The following is a 17,824-nucleotide window of genomic DNA, read 5'->3' as shown; positions in this document are numbered from 1 at the left end:
TCCTTTTTAGTTTTATACAGTATTTCATGTATTCTTTAGATGGAAGGATGTTGCTCTTATTTTACGTTTTTACGACGAATAAACAGTAACATACCAATTAAGAATGTTGAAAGACCCATTAAAATAGATGCAGGATAATGTGTTGCTGTATTCGGTAATTTATCACCTTGTTTTTTCGTATTATCTTTTACGTTCCCCCCTTGAGAACGGTTGCCCCCCTGAGAATTGCTATCGCCTTTAACACGCTTGCCACCTTGAGAGCCATTCCCCCCTTGAGAACTGCTATCACCTTTAACGCGATTGCTACCTTGAGAGCCATTCCCACCGTGTGAGCCACTGCCACCAGAACCGTTACCACCAGAGCCGTTGCTACCAGAACCGCTGCCACCAGAACCGCTGCCACCAGAACCGCTGCCACCAGAGCCGTTGCTACCAGAACCGTTGCTACCAGAACCGTTACCGCCAGAACCACTGCCACCGGAACCGCTGCCACCAGAGTCATTGCCACCAGAACCGTTACCGCTAGAACCGTTCCCGCCGGAACCATTGCCACCAGAGCCACTGCCACCAGAACCGTTACCGCCGGAACCATTGCCGTCAGAGCCACTGCCACCAGAACCGTTACCGCCGGAACCATTGTCGTCAGAGCTGCTACCACCAGAACCATTACCGCCGGAACCATTGTCGTCAGAGCTGCTACCACCAGAACCATTACCGCCGGAACCATTGCCGTCAGAGCTGCTACCACCAGAACCATTACCGCCGGAACCATTGCCGTCAGAGCCACTGTTACCAGAACCACTATCGTCCTGAGAACCGTTATTTCCTGAAGGTTTATTATTATCCTTTGAGTTTCCTTCTGCAAAATGATCGCTATTTTGTACAATAGCGTTTGTTAATGGTTGGAAGTTTTCAGTTGCAGCATTACCGATATTTAAACCGCTAAAAAAAGATAAAGAGAGTGTTGATGCTAAAATGAAGATTTTCGTCATGGTTTTCCTCCTAAGAAATTAATATTCCATCAATACATCCCTTTGTAATATTTCTTAGGAAAAAGAGTTTTATGCAAAAAAAACTATATATAGAAAAAGGTGGTGTATTTGTCAAAGCAGAAAAGAGTTAATGTAGATTTCCTACAAATAGTAGAGGTGGAGAATTTACATTTATAACGGTAGAGGAAGTGGCAGTAGATGAAAGAGTATATAGCGTTTGATATTGGCGGTACGCAAATTAAGTATGGTATTGTTTCAGAAATAGGGAGAGTATTAAAGCGTAAAACAGTTGCAACAGAAATTCATTTAGGCGGAGAACAAATTATTCAAAAACTTATATATGTATCCCAAAAAATAATGAATGAACATACTATTGCAGGAATTGGTATTAGCACTACGGGAATTGTTGATATTAATAAAGGAATTGTGACGGGAGGTGCGGATCATATTCCGGGATATAGTACGATTCCTATTATTGATAGATTGCAAGAGATATTAAAAGTTCCAGTATCGATTGACAATGATGTGAATTGTGCAGCGTTTGGAGAAAAGTGGAATGGTAGTGGAAGAGAGAAAGATAACTTTATTATGCTCACCATTGGAACAGGGATTGGGGGAGCAATTTTTATAGATGGAGAATTGTACCGAGGACATTCATTTAGTGCTGGTGAATGGGGGAATATGCTAATAGAAGGAAAAACGTTTGAAGAGGTTGCTTCGATTTCAGGATTAATTCGGCTTGTAAGAAAATATAAAGGCAAAGGCGAGTGGAATGGGAAAAGAATTTTCGAGTTGTATGATAAAGGAGATAGAGAAGTTGCTCAAGCAGTTGGGATTTTTTTTAAACATTTGGCAATCGGAATTAGTAATCTTGCTTATATTTTTAATCCAGAAACGATTATTATTGGTGGAGGAATTACCGATAGAGGAAATGAGTTTTTAAAAGAAGTAAAAGAAGAGATCAGTAAATACTTAAATCAAGAGATTTATAATAATTGTGAGATTGAACTTGCGCAAAACGGTAATTGTGCAGGAATGATTGGTGCTATTTACCACTTCTTACATCATCATAAGTAAATTATATGAATGTTTTCATATAACTGAGAATTTATCCTTTTTATCGCTAGGTAAATAATGCTACAATATAAGAGAAGAATACAATATTTTCCGATTTGGAAAATGCTTTGTAGAAAGGGAGAAACTTCATGCCTATTATTTTAGAAAAAGGTCAAAAGATCGATTTAACGAAAGGACAACCAAAAGTAGCAAAACTACAGGTTGGCTTAGGCTGGGATCCAATTGGGCAATCAGGTGGATTTCTGTCTTCATTATTTGGAAGTAAACCAAATGTAGATTGTGATGCATCTGTTGTTATGTTAGAAGGAGATCGTTTTTTAAACAAAAATGATTTAGTTTACTTCGGAAATAAACTTTCTACTTGTGGTAGTATTATTCATTCAGGAGATAATTTAACAGGTGAAGGCGCTGGTGATGACGAAACAATTTTCGTAGAATTACATAAAGTTCCGAGCCGTATTAATCGTTTAGTATTCGTTGTAAATATTTATGACTGTGTAAATCGTCGTCAAGATTTCGGGATGATTCGTAATGCATATATTCGTATTCAAAACCCGCAAACTGGTGAAGAATTAGCACGCTATAATTTATCGGATAATTATGCTGGCAAAACGACTCTAATTGCAGGTGAAATGTATCGTCAAGGAAGTGAATGGAAATTCTCAGCAGTTGGAGAAGGAACACAAGATAAAAACTTAAGTGAGATTGTATCACGTTATCAATAAAATAAACTGAGGAGGAATTGTATATGGCGTCAATTTCATTGAAAAAGGGACAAAAGGTAGACTTAACAAAAACGAATCCAGGTCTTTCGAAAGTTCTTGTAGGACTTGGTTGGGACACGAATCGTTATGACGGACAAAACGATTTCGACTTAGATGTTAGTATTTTCTTAGTAGGTGCGAATGGTAAAGTTTCAGGAGCTGAAGATTTCGTTTTCTATAATAATCCAAAAGGTGCGAATGGTGCTGTAGAGCATTTAGGAGATAACCGCACTGGTGAAGGTGAAGGCGATGACGAAGCGATTAAAGTAGATTTGAAAAATGTTCCTGCTCACATCGAACGTATTTGTTTCACAATTACAATTTATGATGGAGAAGGCCGTAGCCAAAACTTCGGACAAGTTTCTAATTCTTTCGTACGTATTTTAGATGAAGAAAAGAATGCAGAATTAATTCGTTACGATTTAGGAGAAGATTTCTCTATTGAAACAGCCGTAGTAGTAGGTGAATTATATCGTCATGCAGGTGACTGGAAATTCAATGCAATCGGAAGTGGATTCCAAGGTGGATTAGCGTCTCTATGTAATAACTTTGGTTTAGATGTAGAGTAATAGATTTGATTTATATATCCATTGGTGAAATGTATGTTTACTGATGGATATATTTTAAAAGATAAACATATAGAGGTGAATATAGATGGTTATTCAATTACAAAAAGGCCAGAAAATCGATTTAGGTAAGACAAGCCCTGGTTTAACAAAAGCAGTAATTGGTCTTGGATGGGATATTAAATCTTATGACGGTGGAGCTGATTTCGATTTAGATGCATCTGCCTTTTTATTAGATGCAAACGGAAAATGTACGAAGGAAACTGATTTTATCTTCTATAATAATTTACAGTCTCCTTGTGGATCTGTTTTACATACAGGAGATAACCGTACAGGTGAAGGTGAAGGTGACGATGAGCAACTTGTTGTGGACTTGAAGAAAGTTCCAGCAGATGTGCACAGAATTGCTATTACAGTTACGATTTATGATGCAGAAGGCCGTAGTCAAAACTTTGGGCAAGTAGGAAATGCGTTTGTTCGTTTAGCGAATGAAGAAACGAGTGAAGAAGTTCTTCGTTTTGACTTAGGGGAAGATTTCTCCATCGAAACAGCAGTTGTCTTTTGTGAATTATACCGTCATAATGGACAGTGGAAGTTTAATGCAGTAGGAAGTGGATTCCAAGGTGGTTTAGGTGCGCTTGTAAGAGCGTATGGCTTGGATGCATAGAAAGGAAACGATATTCGTTTCCTTTTTTTGACCTTTCTATAAATCTAGCAAAGAATAGGGGATAAAGGTAAGATGAGTATTTTGCAAGGAATCCTTGATACGTATGCTCAGTTTTTTGACTTGGACATGTGGATTAAAGTGTTGCAAGATCCAGTATCTTGGGGATTAATTGGTACACTTGTTGTACTTGAAGGGTTGTTATCTGCTGATAACGCACTTGTGTTAGCAGTAATGGTAAAACACCTTCCTGAAGAGAAACGTAAAAAAGCATTATTCTATGGACTTATTGGAGCTTATATATTCCGCTTTATTGCAATTGGAATTGGAATGTTCTTAATTAAATTATGGTGGGTAAAACTTCTTGGTGCACTTTACCTTGCTTGGTTATCAGTAAAATACTTTATTGATAAGCGTAAAGGTGCAGGTGAAGAAGAGGAAGCTCATGGTATGAACCAAAACAGTATTTTCTTCAGAATGTTCGGTGTCTTCTGGGGAACAGTTGCAATGGTCGAATTAATGGATATCGCATTCTCTGTAGATAGTGTACTTGCTGCATTTGGTGTATCTAATGAAGTTTGGATTTTATTATTAGGCGGAATGCTAGGTATTTTAATGATGCGTGGTATTGCCGGTGTATTCTTGAAATTGTTAGAGCGTATTCCAGAGCTTGAAACGACAGCATACATTTTAATCTTAATTATTGCATCGAAAATGTTACTGTCTTTAATCGAGATTGAGATTAGTCATACACTATTCTTTATTATTTTAGTTGTAGCATTTGGAGCAACATTTATAATTCACTACATGAAGAATTCTGGACAAGCTAAAGAAGAAGTTGCAGCTACTAAAGAAGACAATAAATAATTGAAATGGGTTTGCTCGTTTTGTGAGCGCCCATTTTTTATAACCAAAAATAGTTTATAATAGAAGAAGGACTTAGAAAAAACGTAAATGTTTTTGGAGGTGAACTGTTGTGTTTTCACGTTTTACACTTCAACCATATGCATTAAAAGATGAATCAGATTTAAAGCAATTTGAAACGCTTTTAGAAAAACGTCCACAATATGAACTGACAGAGAATGAGATGAAATTTAGTTATATAGCATGTCGAATCCTTGGCGTTCCTAATGATGTAGATGAATATTTTAATGAACTGTTTGATTATAGTGAAGCGAAAGGAATCGAAGTTTTACACGAACAAAATTTAAACAAAGTGATTGATTCGGAAAAGCTTCGTCATATTCAAGAAGTGTTCGGATTACATCAAGAAGCACCAAATGGTCTGACAGTAAATAGGTTAGTTGCACACTTATCTGGGAAACAACTTTTACCGAAAGTAGACAATCCTGATTTACAGCATTACATACATACGACGTTTATTTCACTATTGAAATTATATGAGAAACAACATAATCAGTCGTTAAAGACAGAAGGCTTCCGTCGTTTCTTAATCGACATAATTAAACTAAGCGAAAATTATGTAGCGAAGTGGTTCTCTACGATTAATTATAAGAAACAAATGCCGCGTATCGTTTGGTATGGTGATGCACAGGAAAGCCGTATATATTTCTTATACTTTCTTATTATGCTCGGTTGTGATGTGCTTTATTATCATCCAGAAGGAAAAGATGGATTTGAGAATGTCGATGAAGAGGGAAGGACCTTTATTGTGTCTCATCCAGGCCGTATTTCTCTTGAACCATTTCCAGATCGCCGCCGCGAGCGTGTGGCAACAGTAGCGTATCAAGCTTCAAAAGAAATTGAGCAAGTACTTCACCATGATAATTCACTGCTGTACAAGCCGTGGCAATTCCGTTCCTATACGCCTGTAGCTCGTACACTAAAAACAACATATGATGAACTCTTTTTAATTACGAAAGAAAAGGCGTTTGTACGCCCGACATTCTTTGTTGAAAATAAACACATTTATATCCCTTCTTTATTTGTGAAAATATCAGGTGTTTCAAAGAATGATAAAGAGTATTTTCAACGATTAAAGGCTGTTACATCATTTGATAACAGTTTACTAATTAATACATTCCCATTTACGAAAGAGCAAAAAGCAAACTTCCAATATCATTATCGAGATGCATTGGACCGAGCTGGGAAATTACATCCGGATCTAATTATGAATAGCCATTGGTGGCCGCATAAGCGTTTACCGGAAGGTTTACAACATGGGATTGCAGAAGCGATTATCCATACGTGTGAAAGTGAAATGTGCAAACCAATTGCGAAAGAGACGAAACAAGATGTAGCGCTATATGTTTTCGCGCAACTTTCTCAAATACCACCGAATATTTTAGAACAGCTTGAGAAATTTGATTATTCACAAGATGTACCGAAAATTGTTATATTTAATAATGAGAAGAGTGGAGAGTTAACTCGTTCTGATGCTGTTTTATTACTATTTTTAAATCAAATTGGAGTAGATGTATTCCATTTCAATCCAACGGGAAGAAACGATATTGAACCGTATATTGAAGCGGGGGCATTTGATTCCCATTGGCTTGAAGAGGTTAATTTCGATCTTGAGTTTCATGGTTCATCAGCTTATAAAAATTTATCACAAACAATAAAAGGACTATTTCGTCCATTTTTATAAGGAAAGGGAGAATACTATATGAATAACCCAGTCGTACTAGATCCGAAAACAGAATTAAATGAGCAAACAGCACAAGATGTTCGCTTACAACTTAGACAAGATGCGGATGTACAACGTATTTATAATGCGGTAGATATTAAAGATCAATTAGAATTAATTGAACTTGGAAAAGAACCTTCTATGGAAATTTCACGTTTTGCTGATCAAATTTTACATACAATGTCATTATCAAAGATAGAAGATTCTGGTGAATTATTAAAACAGCTTGGTAAAATTATGGACAGATTTGATAGCAAAGACTTTGCGGAAGAGAAAAGTGGTTTCTTCTCACGTATGTTCAAAAAAGCGGATAAAATGATAGAACAAATTTTTAGCAAGTATCAAACGATGGGCCGTGAAATTGATAAAGTATATGTGGAAATTACGAAGTACCAAGATGAGATGAAAAAATCAATTGGTACGTTAGATGGCTTGTATGAGCAAAACTTAAAATATTATTTAGACTTAGAGAAGTACGTAGTAGCAGGAGAAATGCTATTAGAGCGTTTAAATACAGAATTAGTTCCGATGTATGAAGAGCGTGTGCGTAATAATGATCAATTAGCAGGTATTGAATTAGAGTCGCTTAAAAACTCTGTTGAAATTTTAGAGCAACGTATTGATGATTTAGAAAAAGCGCGTATGGTTGCGCTACTTACAGCACCACAAATTCGTATGATTCAACGTGGTAATAATAAATTAATTGGTAAAATCAATACAGCATTTATTACAACGATTCCTATCTTTAAAAATGGTATCATTCAAGCGGTAAATGCGAAGCGTCAAAAGCTTGTTGCAGATTCTATGGCTGAACTGGATCGCCGTACAAATGAATTACTTAAGAAAAATGCACAAAATATCGCAACGCAAAGTGTAGAAGTAGCGAGATTATCAGGTTCTTCTAGTATTAAGATGGAAACACTTGAGGAAACTTGGAACATTATTTCAAGAGGTATGCAAGAAACACAACAAATTGAAGAGCAAAACAAACGTGAGCGTGAAGAAAGCCGCAAACGTATGGCTACATTAACTGAGAACATTAAAAAAGAATTACAAGGGTAAATGAAAAGGCAATGAGGAAGAGTCCTCATTGCCTTTTAGTTTCTCTTCACTAATTTAATAATCTCATTCACAACAAGTGGAATGATACTTAATAAGAGAACAAATCCCCAATCTCGCATCGTTAATGCATGTACACCGAATATACTTGCAAGGGGCGGGATGGAGATGATACAAACTTGCATAAGAACACCGATAAGAAGGGAGAAGACTAAATATTTATTTGTAAAGATCCCAATTGAAAAAATTGATTTCGTTCTTGAACGTAAGTTAAATGAATGAACGAGCTGAGAAAAACTAAGAACGACAAATGCCATCGTTTGAGCGTGTAATAGAGCATCGTCATAAATTCGCTCTGGGAAAAGAGGGAATAAATTTGTATCTCCAGTATAGAATTTTGCTCCGGCGATAAAAGCTATTAGCGTTAAAAGTCCAATGATAACTCCATTGAAAATCAGGAAAGGAACGCTGCCACTAAATAAGCTTTCTTTCGCATGTCGTGGTTTTTCCTTCATCACATCTGGATCTTCAGGATCAACCCCAAGTGATAATGCAGGCAGTGTATCTGTAATTAAATTCACCCACAAAATATGAATAGGTCGTAGTGGTGTTGCCCAGCCGAGTAAAATCGCTAAAAATAAAGCGATAATTTCTCCGAAGTTACAAGAGAGTAGAAAGAGAATTGATTTTTTTATGTTACGATAAATATTTCTACCTTCTTCAACGGCTTTCACAATAGATGAGAAATTATCATCTGTTAACACGACATCTGCTGCCCCTTTTGCAACGTCTGTTCCTGTAATGCCCATCGCTACGCCAACATCAGCTTGCTTTAAAGATGGTGCATCATTGACACCATCACCAGTCATAGAAACGATATTTCCTTTCGCGCGTAATGCCTTTACAATTTTCACTTTATGCTCTGGAGAGACTCTAGCGAATACATTTAAATGATTAATTTTGCTAGCTAGTTCTGTATCAGAAATGTTATCTAATTCAGTTCCAATCATAATTTCCGATATTTCTTCAGCAATGCCAAGTTCTTTGGCAATTGCAAAGGCGGTATCTTTATGGTCACCAGTAATCATAACTGTGCGAATACCGGCTTTTTTACATTCTTTAATTGAATCTTTCACTTCAGTTCGTGGTGGATCAATCATACCGACAAGACCAATAAAGATAAGATTTTCTTCAAGATGATTTATATCCATATCGTTTGAATTGTATTGTTTAAATGCGAATGAAAGTACTCTTAAAGCTTCTTGAGACATTGCTCCGGCAGCTTCTAATATTTGATTTTTATCAGAATCAGTTAAAATCTCGATTTTGCCGTTTTTAAAAATATGGGTACATCGAGGTAAGAGCTTATCGATAGCGCCTTTCGTCATGCTATAGTAGCTTTCATCGTATGTATGTACGGTTGACATCATTTTACGATCTGAATCGAAAGGTACTTCGTTAACACGTTCATGTATTTTTTCTAAATAATCTTTTTGCATGTTAAAAGTGGTTCCAGCAACGAGAAGTGCAATTTCAGTCGGGTCTCCCGTTTGTGATTCGTTATTATAAGACGCATCATTACATAGCATCATATTTTCTAACAATAGACGTTGCGCATCATTATTTACATTTAAACTTTCTAAGCGATCGTATGTGTTATCACTATAAAAGTGAGTAACGGTCATTTTATTTTGCGTTAACGTACCTGTTTTATCTGAACAAATAATTGTGACAGAACCGAGGGCTTCAACAGCTGGTAGTTTGCGAATGATAACGTTTTGTTTAATCATACGTTGCACACCAATTGCAAGAACGATGGAAACGATAGCTGGCAAGCCTTCTGGAATAGCTGCAACGGCTAAACTAATAGCAGTCATAAACATTTCTAACGTATCCCGGCCTTGTAAAAAACCGATGAGGAACATAATGATACAAATAGCTACAGCGACAAAGCCTAAATATTTTCCGACTTGTGCTAAGCTTTTTTGAAGTGGTGTCATATCATCGTCTGCTTCATGTAAAAGGGTAGCAATCTTACCAATTTGTGAGTTCATTCCAGTTTCAACAGCAACACCGACGCCTCTTCCGTATGTTACAAGAGTAGACATAAAGGCCATGTTTTTTTGATCGCCGAGTGGTACTTGTTCATCACTTTGCATGGAAGGGTGGTAGATTGCATCTTTATCAACAGGGACAGATTCACCAGTTAGAGCAGATTCTTCAACTTTTAAATTTGCGGTTTCAATAAGGCGTAAATCGCATGGGATATATCGTCCGGCATCGAGCATAACGATATCCCCTGGAACGACGTGTTCAGATGGAATTTCTTTTAGTTCACCATGTCTCTTGACGATAGCTTTAGGTGTTGCCATCTTTTTTAGTGCCTCTAAAGCTTGTTCTGCTTTAGATTCTTGGACAACACCGATAACAGCATTTAAAACTACAACAAGCGCGATAATACTGGCATCCGCCCATTCACCTACAAAGGCAGAAATAAGGGCAGCAATAATAAGGACATATACGAGGACGTCATTAATTTGGGCGAAAATACGCTGCCATAAAGTGCGTTTTTGTTTTGTAGCTAATTCATTAGAACCGTATTGCTTTAAACGTTCACTTACAATTTCATCTGTTAAACCGTGTTGTTCGTTTGTTTCTAGGTCAATTAATGTTTGATCTTTCGTCTTACTGTACCAATTGCTCATAAGTAAGCACCTCCAGTAAAAACAGTTAGCAATGGTAGTGTTGCTATTATTTGTGAGTAGTATGTATGGAGAAAAAATCTAAGATGAGGTTCTACTTCTATTGTACAATATTTTACAGTTGGTTGAGGGAAAGAGATGAGTTGTCATGAATTTGTTGGAAATAAAAAAGAGCCTCATATAAGAGAGGCTTTTTTACTTTTTAATTAATGTACCTAATTCTTCTGTAATAGCTTGCATTTCACTAATGCTGAATGTTTCACGTTTCATAACATGATCATAAATGTCACGTAAATCTTCGTACATTTCTTCGTTAAAACTAGCAGCTCTCATCGCTCCAGCATTAACCATACGTAATTTTTCTTTAATAGCTTCGACCATATATTCAACGTTTTCTTCTGACTTTACGGATAAATCCACCGAAGTGTCCCCCTTTAAAATAACATAAGGCTATCTTAACATTTTTTATCATTTTCGTTAATGAATCTTTTCAATCCCATTAAATTAGTAGGGATTTCCTTTATATTTAATAATTGGTTGTTTATACTATAAGTATATATTAAGAAATGCACCAAGAAGGGAAGAAACAAAAGTATGGTTCAAGTATTGTTTGTTTGTCTTGGGAACATTTGCCGTTCTCCGATGGCAGAAGCGATTTTTCGAAATCTTGTCGTAAAAGAGGGACTTGAAGAGAAAATTGTCATTGATTCTGCAGGAACTGGAGATTGGCATGTTGGCCATCCGCCACATAAAGGAACACAAAAAATTTTAAAAGAAAATGCAGTCACTTTTGAAGGAATTAAAGCAAGGCAAGTAGAAAAAGAAGACTTAACAAAGTTTGATTATATTATTGCCATGGACAACAAGAATATAGCAGATTTAAAAAGTTTAGGTAAAACTGGAGTCTATATTGGTAGGCTGTCCGACTTTGTTCCAGACGGTGGCTGGACAGACGTTCCTGACCCTTACTATACAGGGAATTTCCAAGAAGTATATGACCTTGTAACAGAAGGGTGTGCAAAGCTATTAGCTTTCATTCGAAATGAACAAGGAATATGAGGAAGCTTAGAAAGAAATACTTTCTAACATAAGAAATGAAAGGGTGAAGGAATATGGCAAAGAAAAATAATATTGCTCGAAACATTGCGATTGGTGTAGCGGCAGGTGTAGCTGTATCCATGTTAAAGAAAGAAAACCGTGAAAAAGTAAAAAATACAGCAGAAAAAGCAAAAACAAAGATGATTGAAATTGGTGAAAATGCAAAGATCAAAGAAAAAGTGCAAACTGTTACAGATAAAGGACGCGAACTTGCTGATTTCAATGTGGTAAAAGCGAAAGTAGCAGAAATTAAAAAATTAACGCCATCTGTTGTAGAGACGTTAAAAGAAACGAAAGAAATTTTTAGTAAGAAAAAAGTTGAGCCAGAAGAAAAGCCAGAAACGATTGAAATTCAAGCTGTATCTCCAAAGGTAGATGAGCTGAAAGCAGAAGAAGAGCCAGTAGTTGCTGAAGATGGTGGTATGAAAGAAGCGCGTGAATTATTTATGAAAGACTCAAATGCAGTGGAAAAAAAAACTGAAGCGTACATTGAGTTAAAGCAAGATAAAGAAGAGAAGAAAAGCGTTTAAACATATATGAGAAAAATTTTAGAAAAGGTGAGAAGAAATCGTACTTATTCGTTTGGTAAAGATTTATATGACCGGACGATGCGCGATGATGTAGCGGGCTTGGCAGCACAGCTCGCTTATTTCTTCTTGCTTGCAATTTTTCCTGGGCTCGTTTTCTTAATTACGCTTCTTGGATTTATTCCCATTCAAACAGAGGATGTGCTTAGTTTATTAGAGGTTTATGTACCAGATGATGCAATGAACTTAATTGAGGTAAATGTAGATAAAGTTGTAAACCAGCAAAATGGTGGTTTATTATCATTTGGTTTATTATCCATGTTATGGTTTGCCTCAAATGGTGTTAATGCGGTTATGAATGCTTTTAACCGCGCTTATGACGTGAAGGAAACACGTTCTTTTATTACAACAAGAGCGTTATCAATTGTGTTTACATTAGCTATTATTTTTATGATTGTCTTTGCGTTAATTGTTCCGGTATTCGGACAAGTTATTGGAGCAGCAGTGTTTAAAGCACTCGGTTTATCAGATAGTTTTTCTTTCGTGTGGAGCATTACACGATTAGTAGCGAGTTTCTTCGTGCTATTTGCTTTGTTTAGTTTCTTATATACATTTGCCCCAGATCGAAAGTTAAAAAGAAGAGAAGTTATTTCAGGGGCGTTATTTGCTACTGTAGGATGGATTGTGGTATCGTACTCATTTGCTTATTATGTAGATAAGTTTGCGAATTACGCCAATACATATGGTGGTCTCGGTGGTATCATTATTTTAATGTTATGGTTTTACTTAACTGGATGGGTAATTTTACTTGGCGGTGAAATTAATGGTTTACTCCACCATTATAGAACCGGTGACAATAATTCCCGTAATGAATAATGAGCTCTTGTTCCATAATAAAAAGGAACAGGGGGGATATTTCATGAGTAATAATAAAAAGAACCATAACAATAAAAGTAATAATAAACAAAAGAGCAGTTCGCATCCAAAGCATAAAACGAGTAGCAGTGCGAACGGTCACAATAGCTATCATTAAAAAAAACGGGTCCTCTATGAGGGACCCGTTTTATTTGCTGCCTTTTAATAATCGTAAGCCATTCAAAATGACAAGAATCGTACTTCCTTCATGGCCAATAACACCGAATGGAAGAGCTAAAAATTGCAAGAAGTTTGAACAAATTAGCATGGCAATAACGGCTAGCGAAAAGATTACGTTTTGCTTCACAATACGGTTCATTCGTTTTGATAAACGAATTGCTTGGGAAAGACGAGATAGTTCGTTCTTCATCAGTACAACATCCGCAGTTTCTAAAGCTACATCTGTTCCTTCTCCCATTGCGACACCAATGCTAGCAGTAGCTAGTGCAGGTGCATCATTTATACCGTCTCCGACCATTGCTACTGTACCATATTTTTCTTTTAACTTTTTAATCGTTTCAACTTTTGTTTCTGGTAAACATGATGCGTAATATTCCTTTATATTACTTTCAGAGGCAATTGCTTTTGCCGTTTCTTCATTATCTCCAGTAATCATAATTGCTTCGACACCAATGCTTTGTAATTCACGAATAGCAGCTATTGTTTCTTGGCGAAGCGTATCTTTTAAAGCGATAAGTCCAAGAATGCCTCCCTCATCACTAATATAAACGACAGTTTTACCTTCCTTTTCAAGTGAGGCAGAAATACCATTATGAAATGTTTTTGTTTCTTCACCGATAAAATCAGCTTTACCTATTTTATAAGCAGTGTTTTCCAATATTCCTTTTAGCCCAAAACCAGTTACATCTTCAACCTTTTCAGGTTTTTTTAATGTAATGTCGTACGCATGTTGTGCATATTTAACAATAGATTCAGCCAAAGGATGTGTAGAGTGACTTTCAATGGATGCTGTAATAGAAAGTACTTCTTTTTCTGTCATATTTTCTCGAACATATACATCTGTTACGGTAGGTTTTCCTTCTGTTAATGTTCCTGTTTTATCAAAGGCGATTGCTTTTACTGAAGCGAGGCGTTCTAAATGTATGCCACCTTTAAAGAGAATTCCATTTCTTGCTCCGTTAGAAATTGCAGATAACGTTGCTGGTGTAATGGCAGCAACGAGTGCACAAGGAGATGCGACTACAAGTAAGATCATAGCGCGATAAAACGTTTCATTCCAGCTCCAGTCAAGTAAGAAATGAGGAACGAACATCATAAGCGCAACAACGAGTAGTACACCTTTTACGTATGTTCCTTCAAACTTTTCGATGAATAGTTGTGATGGTGATTTTTCACTTTGTGCACTTTGGACGAGACGGATAATCTTTTGGAATAATGTTTGATCGCTTGGCTTCGTAATTTTAACTTCGATAGCACCACGTAAATTTACAGTACCTGCAAATACTTCATCGCCATGTCTTTTCTCATTTGGAATAGGTTCTCCCGTGATTGCTGCTTCATCGATATTTGTTTCACCGTTATGAATCGTACCGTCAGCAGGAACACGTTCACCTGGTTTAATTAAAATAATGTCGTTAATTTGTAACCCTCCAACAGGAACACGTTCCTCAGTTCCGTTAGAAATACGTAATGCTTCTTCGGGTTGTAAGTCAAGAAGAGCGGAAATTTCTTTTTGGCTTTTACTTAGCGTATAAGATTCCATAGCACCGCTGAGCGCAAAGATAAAGATTAAGATAGCTCCTTCTGCCCAGTAGCCAATAATTGCAGCACCAATAGCTGCAAAGAGCATTAGCATTTCAACATTTAGCTCTTTTTCTTCAATCGTATCTTCAATGCCTTCTTTCGCTTTTGCATATCCACCAACTATATAAGCAAGGATATAGCAAGTAATACCTACATTCATTGCATCGTTCTTTGTGAATAACCAGCCAACTAAAATAAAAATACCAGATGCTACTGCAAATACAAGTTCATAATGTTTTTTTAATGTGTCCCATAAAGAGGGATGGGAAATTGTTTCTTTTGCCTGTAACGTTTTTACTTCTGAGTTCATTACTACCCGCTCCTTCCGAATTCTTATTGAGAAAAATAATCAAAATCGAAACCCCTATAAAACGACGAAAGCTGCCATCCATAATGGATAGCAGCATTTCTGTTGAATCTGTTTTTAATAGTTATTATGTTGTAATTATTCTATATTATATCATATATTTTTATGAGATGGTACGGTTTTGTTTCAAGTATAAACGGAAAACTTGTGTTTTCGCAACTCCTCTGGTATATATGAATATTGTTCATAAAAAGGTCGGAAAGGAAGACAACAAGTGAAGACAGAGAAATTTTTTACCCATCCGATTGGCGTATTTATTGCTGCAATAGTAGCAACTTTTTTATGGGGAAGCGCATTTCCTTTTATTAAGTTAAGTTATGTTGAACTTGGAATTCAACCACAAGAAGTTGGAGAGCAAATATTATTTGCCGGTTATCGTTTCTTTTTATCTGGAGTCATGCTCTTATTATTCTTTAAAGTGTTAGGAAAAGATATGAGCTTCAAAAAAGGAACAGGGAAACAGTTAATACAAATTGGTTTATTCCAAACGTTTCTTCAATATATCTGTTTTTACATTGGAATGAGTTATAGTTCAGGAATTGAAGGAGCTATCATTTCAGGGACATCATCATTCTTTCAAATTTTACTCGCCCATTTTTTATATAAAGATGATGCTCTCAATATGAGAAAAATAATTGGGGTATCGATTGGTTTTTGTGGCGTCATTTTAGTAAATGTGCCGAGTGATGGTAGCTTATCATTTCATTTTGGGATCGGAAGCTTATTACTTCTTAGTGCAGCAATGCTGTATTCATATGGAAACATATTAGCAAAAGAAGGTAGTAAAACATTAGATGTTGGCTATATGACAGCATACCAAATGGTTTTTGGTTCTATAGGATTATTATGTATAGGGGCTTTACAAGTTGGAGTCATGCCATTTACATTTAGTCTACATGTAATACTTATGCTAATTTATTTATCTTTCTTATCTGCAGCTGGTTTTTGCATTTGGAATACAATTATGAAGTACAACAAGGTTGGAAAAGTATCTATGTACATGTTCTTTATACCCGTATTTGGTGTGTTATTATCGAGCATGATTTTAGGTGAAGCAATTCATTCATTTGTGCTACTCGGTTTAGCATGTGTAGCCGCGGGAATCATTGTGGTAAATAGGACACCAGCTAAGCAAAAAATGGAGCAAGAAAAACAAGTAGCATAGAGAGCAGAAAAGCGATTACAATGGAAGAACAGTACTGTTCTTCTTTTTTCATAGAAAAAGGATAATAGACTAAGTGTAACGAAAAAAGATACAAAAAGCATTTATTGAGGAGAAAATATTATGAATCTACTTTACGTGGTGTTAATTGGGCAAATATTTCTTTTTTTTATTGGTGCAATTTATGCAATGGGGCAGACAAAAAAAACGAAAGATAATATGCCGTTACCTTTAGCAATTCGTCTTATTCTTAGTTTTTCTTTAACAGGTAGTGCAATTTGCATATGGTTACAAGATCCATCTGTAGAGTATAGTACGTGGGTTGCACTTGGTATGACTTTATCGACTGTGGGAGATTTGTTTATGGCTGGGCTGATTCCAATTGGTCATCGATTAATTGGAGGGATGGTTACTTTCGCTCTTGCTCATTGCTTTTATGTAAAAGCATTTTTGCAAACAGGAATTTCATGGAATGGTTTTTGGATTGGCTTACTCGTATATGGGCTCTTTCTAATTGTAGGATGGTTCTTCTTTATCCGAAATGATAAACAGGATAAGTTGTTTACGATAGGAGCTCTAATTTACGGATTGTGGGTTGGAGGAATGGCTTGCTTTGCATTCGCCTTATATTATGAAAATACAGGGATATGGTGGATACCAGCGTTTGGTGGCTTACTGTTTGTAATTTCTGATTTCATTATTGGCGTGACAGATATCGGAGGGCGTAAATTGAAGTATGAGCCACTTTGGATTTGGTTTACATATGTAGCTGCTCAAATGTGTATTATATATGTGGGATTATAAAAAGATACTCTCAAAAATAGTGGATAGACTATTTTGAGAGTATCTTTTTTGCTTGTTAATTTGATCAGTATTTTTATTTTAAAATTTCTAATATTATAATTTTATAATTCAGAATTTTGTAGAAAATCATCGGTCGTATTATTTATAATAAAAGTAAAAAGACGATGAGTTGGTGAAATGATGCAAAAGAAAAAACGTTGGCGTGAATTCTTTGGAACTATTGCAATTGCATGTTTATTGGTGTTTTTGGCGAAAATTTTTGTGTTTTTTCCGACGACTGTAAAAGGAGCATCTATGAGGCCAACGTTGCAAGATGGAGATAAGGTGATTGTTAATAAGTTAGCAAAACAATTTGAAAGCTATGGGAGAGAAGATATTATTGTTGTGAAAACAGATAATTTTTATGTCAAAAGAGTGATTGGATTGCCTGGAGATATAATTGAGATGAGAAATGATCAATTATATGTAAATTCTGAAGTGAAAGATGAAGAGTATTTGGATAGTAATAAAAAACAAGCAGAAAAAAAACTTATGAATTTAACAGAGGACTTTGGACCGATTACAGTTCCTAAAAATAAGATTTTTGTTATGGGAGATAATCGCTTAATAAGTAAAGATAGTAGAAATGGTTTAGGTTTTATTGATAGAGAAGATGTGTTAGGAAAGTTAGCAGGCATTTATTATCCGTTTGAACATATGAAAATAATAAAGTAAAA

The 17,824-nt window shown here is 36.0% G+C and carries 17 protein-coding genes; 13 read left to right on the top strand and 4 right to left on the bottom strand.

Translation table 11 applies throughout. From position 1 onward, the window contains the following. Positions 1-56: 56 nt before the first annotated feature. Complete coding sequence (locus ACTFRY_RS25675; RefSeq protein WP_350369400.1) at positions 57-992, bottom strand: LPXTG cell wall anchor domain-containing protein; 936 nt, start codon at positions 990-992, stop codon at positions 57-59. 198 nt (positions 993-1,190) lie between these two features. Between ACTFRY_RS25675 and ACTFRY_RS25670 the strand changes: the two genes are divergently transcribed. The 7 genes from ACTFRY_RS25670 (at position 1,191) to ACTFRY_RS25640 (ending at position 7,772) form a co-directional block, all read left to right on the top strand. Further along, the gene (locus ACTFRY_RS25670) at positions 1,191-2,069 is read left to right on the top strand and encodes an ROK family protein (RefSeq protein WP_000666112.1); all 879 of its coding nucleotides are present in this window, start codon (positions 1,191-1,193) and stop codon (positions 2,067-2,069) included. A 128-nt stretch (positions 2,070-2,197) separates the two neighbouring features. After that, positions 2,198-2,794 (top strand): TerD family protein, encoded by a 597-nt coding sequence (locus tag ACTFRY_RS25665; RefSeq protein ID WP_016117112.1) that lies wholly within the window; start codon positions 2,198-2,200, stop codon positions 2,792-2,794. A gap of 23 nt (positions 2,795-2,817) precedes the next feature. Beyond that, positions 2,818-3,402 carry a TerD family protein gene (locus ACTFRY_RS25660; protein WP_000146726.1) on the top strand — a complete coding sequence of 195 codons (585 nt, stop codon included), beginning with the start codon at positions 2,818-2,820 and terminating at the stop codon, positions 3,400-3,402. A gap of 85 nt (positions 3,403-3,487) precedes the next feature. Continuing rightward, on the top strand, positions 3,488-4,066 hold the full coding sequence (locus ACTFRY_RS25655) for a TerD family protein (RefSeq protein ID WP_000236643.1): 579 nt from the start codon (positions 3,488-3,490) through the stop codon (positions 4,064-4,066). Between the two features lie 72 nt (positions 4,067-4,138). Then, entirely contained in the window at positions 4,139-4,930 is a 792-nt protein-coding gene (locus tag ACTFRY_RS25650) for a TerC family protein (RefSeq protein WP_000025688.1), read from the top strand. Between the two features lie 109 nt (positions 4,931-5,039). Continuing rightward, positions 5,040-6,671: a YceG family protein gene (locus tag ACTFRY_RS25645; protein ID WP_098616495.1), complete on the top strand. Its 1,632-nt coding sequence runs from the start codon at positions 5,040-5,042 to the stop codon at positions 6,669-6,671. Between the two features lie 18 nt (positions 6,672-6,689). Next, positions 6,690-7,772, top strand: coding sequence for a toxic anion resistance protein (locus ACTFRY_RS25640; RefSeq protein WP_001064409.1), 1,083 nt, complete (start codon positions 6,690-6,692; stop codon positions 7,770-7,772). 35 nt (positions 7,773-7,807) lie between these two features. On the opposite strand, the gene ACTFRY_RS25635 is transcribed toward ACTFRY_RS25640, so the two are convergent. Next, positions 7,808-10,474, bottom strand: a complete 2,667-nt coding sequence (locus ACTFRY_RS25635) for a cation-translocating P-type ATPase (protein ID WP_098616494.1) — start codon at positions 10,472-10,474, stop codon at positions 7,808-7,810. 192 nt (positions 10,475-10,666) lie between these two features. After that, positions 10,667-10,891, bottom strand: coding sequence for a DUF1128 domain-containing protein (locus ACTFRY_RS25630; RefSeq protein ID WP_000366196.1), 225 nt, complete (start codon positions 10,889-10,891; stop codon positions 10,667-10,669). Between the two features lie 174 nt (positions 10,892-11,065). On the opposite strand from ACTFRY_RS25630, the gene ACTFRY_RS25625 reads away from it, so the two are divergent. From ACTFRY_RS25625 to ACTFRY_RS25615, 3 genes are read left to right on the top strand one after another with little or no spacing between them, the layout of a single operon-like run. After that, positions 11,066-11,530 carry a low molecular weight protein-tyrosine-phosphatase gene (locus tag ACTFRY_RS25625; protein WP_440032446.1) on the top strand — a complete coding sequence of 155 codons (465 nt, stop codon included), beginning with the start codon at positions 11,066-11,068 and terminating at the stop codon, positions 11,528-11,530. A gap of 53 nt (positions 11,531-11,583) precedes the next feature. Further along, complete coding sequence (locus ACTFRY_RS25620; RefSeq protein WP_001085388.1) at positions 11,584-12,099, top strand: DUF4075 domain-containing protein; 516 nt, start codon at positions 11,584-11,586, stop codon at positions 12,097-12,099. A gap of 6 nt (positions 12,100-12,105) precedes the next feature. Next, a complete protein-coding gene (locus ACTFRY_RS25615; RefSeq protein ID WP_001226536.1) occupies positions 12,106-12,972 on the top strand; it encodes a YihY/virulence factor BrkB family protein in 867 nt (288 codons plus the stop codon). A 187-nt stretch (positions 12,973-13,159) separates the two neighbouring features. On the opposite strand, the gene ACTFRY_RS25610 is transcribed toward ACTFRY_RS25615, so the two are convergent. Next, the gene (locus ACTFRY_RS25610; RefSeq protein WP_001083770.1) at positions 13,160-15,085 is read right to left on the bottom strand and encodes a heavy metal translocating P-type ATPase; all 1,926 of its coding nucleotides are present in this window, start codon (positions 15,083-15,085) and stop codon (positions 13,160-13,162) included. 271 nt (positions 15,086-15,356) lie between these two features. Between ACTFRY_RS25610 and ACTFRY_RS25605 the strand changes: the two genes are divergently transcribed. The 3 genes from ACTFRY_RS25605 (at position 15,357) to lepB (ending at position 17,822) form a co-directional block, all read left to right on the top strand. Next, positions 15,357-16,307: a DMT family transporter gene (locus ACTFRY_RS25605; RefSeq protein ID WP_000845706.1), complete on the top strand. Its 951-nt coding sequence runs from the start codon at positions 15,357-15,359 to the stop codon at positions 16,305-16,307. Positions 16,308-16,427: 120 nt separating this feature from the next. Further along, on the top strand, positions 16,428-17,108 hold the full coding sequence (locus tag ACTFRY_RS25600; protein WP_098616492.1) for a lysoplasmalogenase: 681 nt from the start codon (positions 16,428-16,430) through the stop codon (positions 17,106-17,108). 177 nt (positions 17,109-17,285) lie between these two features. Next, entirely contained in the window at positions 17,286-17,822 is a 537-nt protein-coding gene (gene lepB / locus ACTFRY_RS25595) for a signal peptidase I (RefSeq protein WP_000983308.1), read from the top strand. The last annotated feature ends 2 nt before the right edge of the window (positions 17,823-17,824 follow it).

Source organism: Bacillus cereus group sp. MYBK195-1, from assembly GCF_051916605.1.
In the GTDB taxonomy this organism is placed as follows: domain Bacteria; phylum Bacillota; class Bacilli; order Bacillales; family Bacillaceae_G; genus Bacillus_A; species Bacillus_A cereus.
Note: the sequence above shows the minus strand (reverse complement) of the source record. Positions and strands in the feature narration are given on the sequence as shown.

Bases quoted from the DNA above. Each gene is read 5' to 3' on its own strand.
- ACTFRY_RS25615 (WP_001226536.1), top strand. From the start codon at position 12,106: ATGAGAAAAATTTTAGAAAAGGTGAGAAGAAATCGTACTTATTCGTTT.
- ACTFRY_RS25655 (WP_000236643.1), top strand. From the start codon at position 3,488: ATGGTTATTCAATTACAAAAAGGCCAGAAAATCGATTTAGGTAAGACA.
- ACTFRY_RS25660 (WP_000146726.1), top strand. From the start codon at position 2,818: ATGGCGTCAATTTCATTGAAAAAGGGACAAAAGGTAGACTTAACAAAA.
- ACTFRY_RS25640 (WP_001064409.1), top strand. From the start codon at position 6,690: ATGAATAACCCAGTCGTACTAGATCCGAAAACAGAATTAAATGAGCAA.
- ACTFRY_RS25620 (WP_001085388.1), top strand. From the start codon at position 11,584: ATGGCAAAGAAAAATAATATTGCTCGAAACATTGCGATTGGTGTAGCG.
- ACTFRY_RS25625 (WP_440032446.1), top strand. From the start codon at position 11,066: ATGGTTCAAGTATTGTTTGTTTGTCTTGGGAACATTTGCCGTTCTCCG.
- ACTFRY_RS25600 (WP_098616492.1), top strand. From the start codon at position 16,428: ATGAATCTACTTTACGTGGTGTTAATTGGGCAAATATTTCTTTTTTTT.
- ACTFRY_RS25610 (WP_001083770.1), bottom strand. From the start codon at position 15,085: ATGAACTCAGAAGTAAAAACGTTACAGGCAAAAGAAACAATTTCCCAT.
- lepB (WP_000983308.1), top strand. From the start codon at position 17,286: ATGATGCAAAAGAAAAAACGTTGGCGTGAATTCTTTGGAACTATTGCA.
- ACTFRY_RS25665 (WP_016117112.1), top strand. From the start codon at position 2,198: ATGCCTATTATTTTAGAAAAAGGTCAAAAGATCGATTTAACGAAAGGA.
- ACTFRY_RS25650 (WP_000025688.1), top strand. From the start codon at position 4,139: ATGAGTATTTTGCAAGGAATCCTTGATACGTATGCTCAGTTTTTTGAC.
- ACTFRY_RS25670 (WP_000666112.1), top strand. From the start codon at position 1,191: ATGAAAGAGTATATAGCGTTTGATATTGGCGGTACGCAAATTAAGTAT.
- ACTFRY_RS25675 (WP_350369400.1), bottom strand. From the start codon at position 992: ATGACGAAAATCTTCATTTTAGCATCAACACTCTCTTTATCTTTTTTT.
- ACTFRY_RS25635 (WP_098616494.1), bottom strand. From the start codon at position 10,474: ATGAGCAATTGGTACAGTAAGACGAAAGATCAAACATTAATTGACCTA.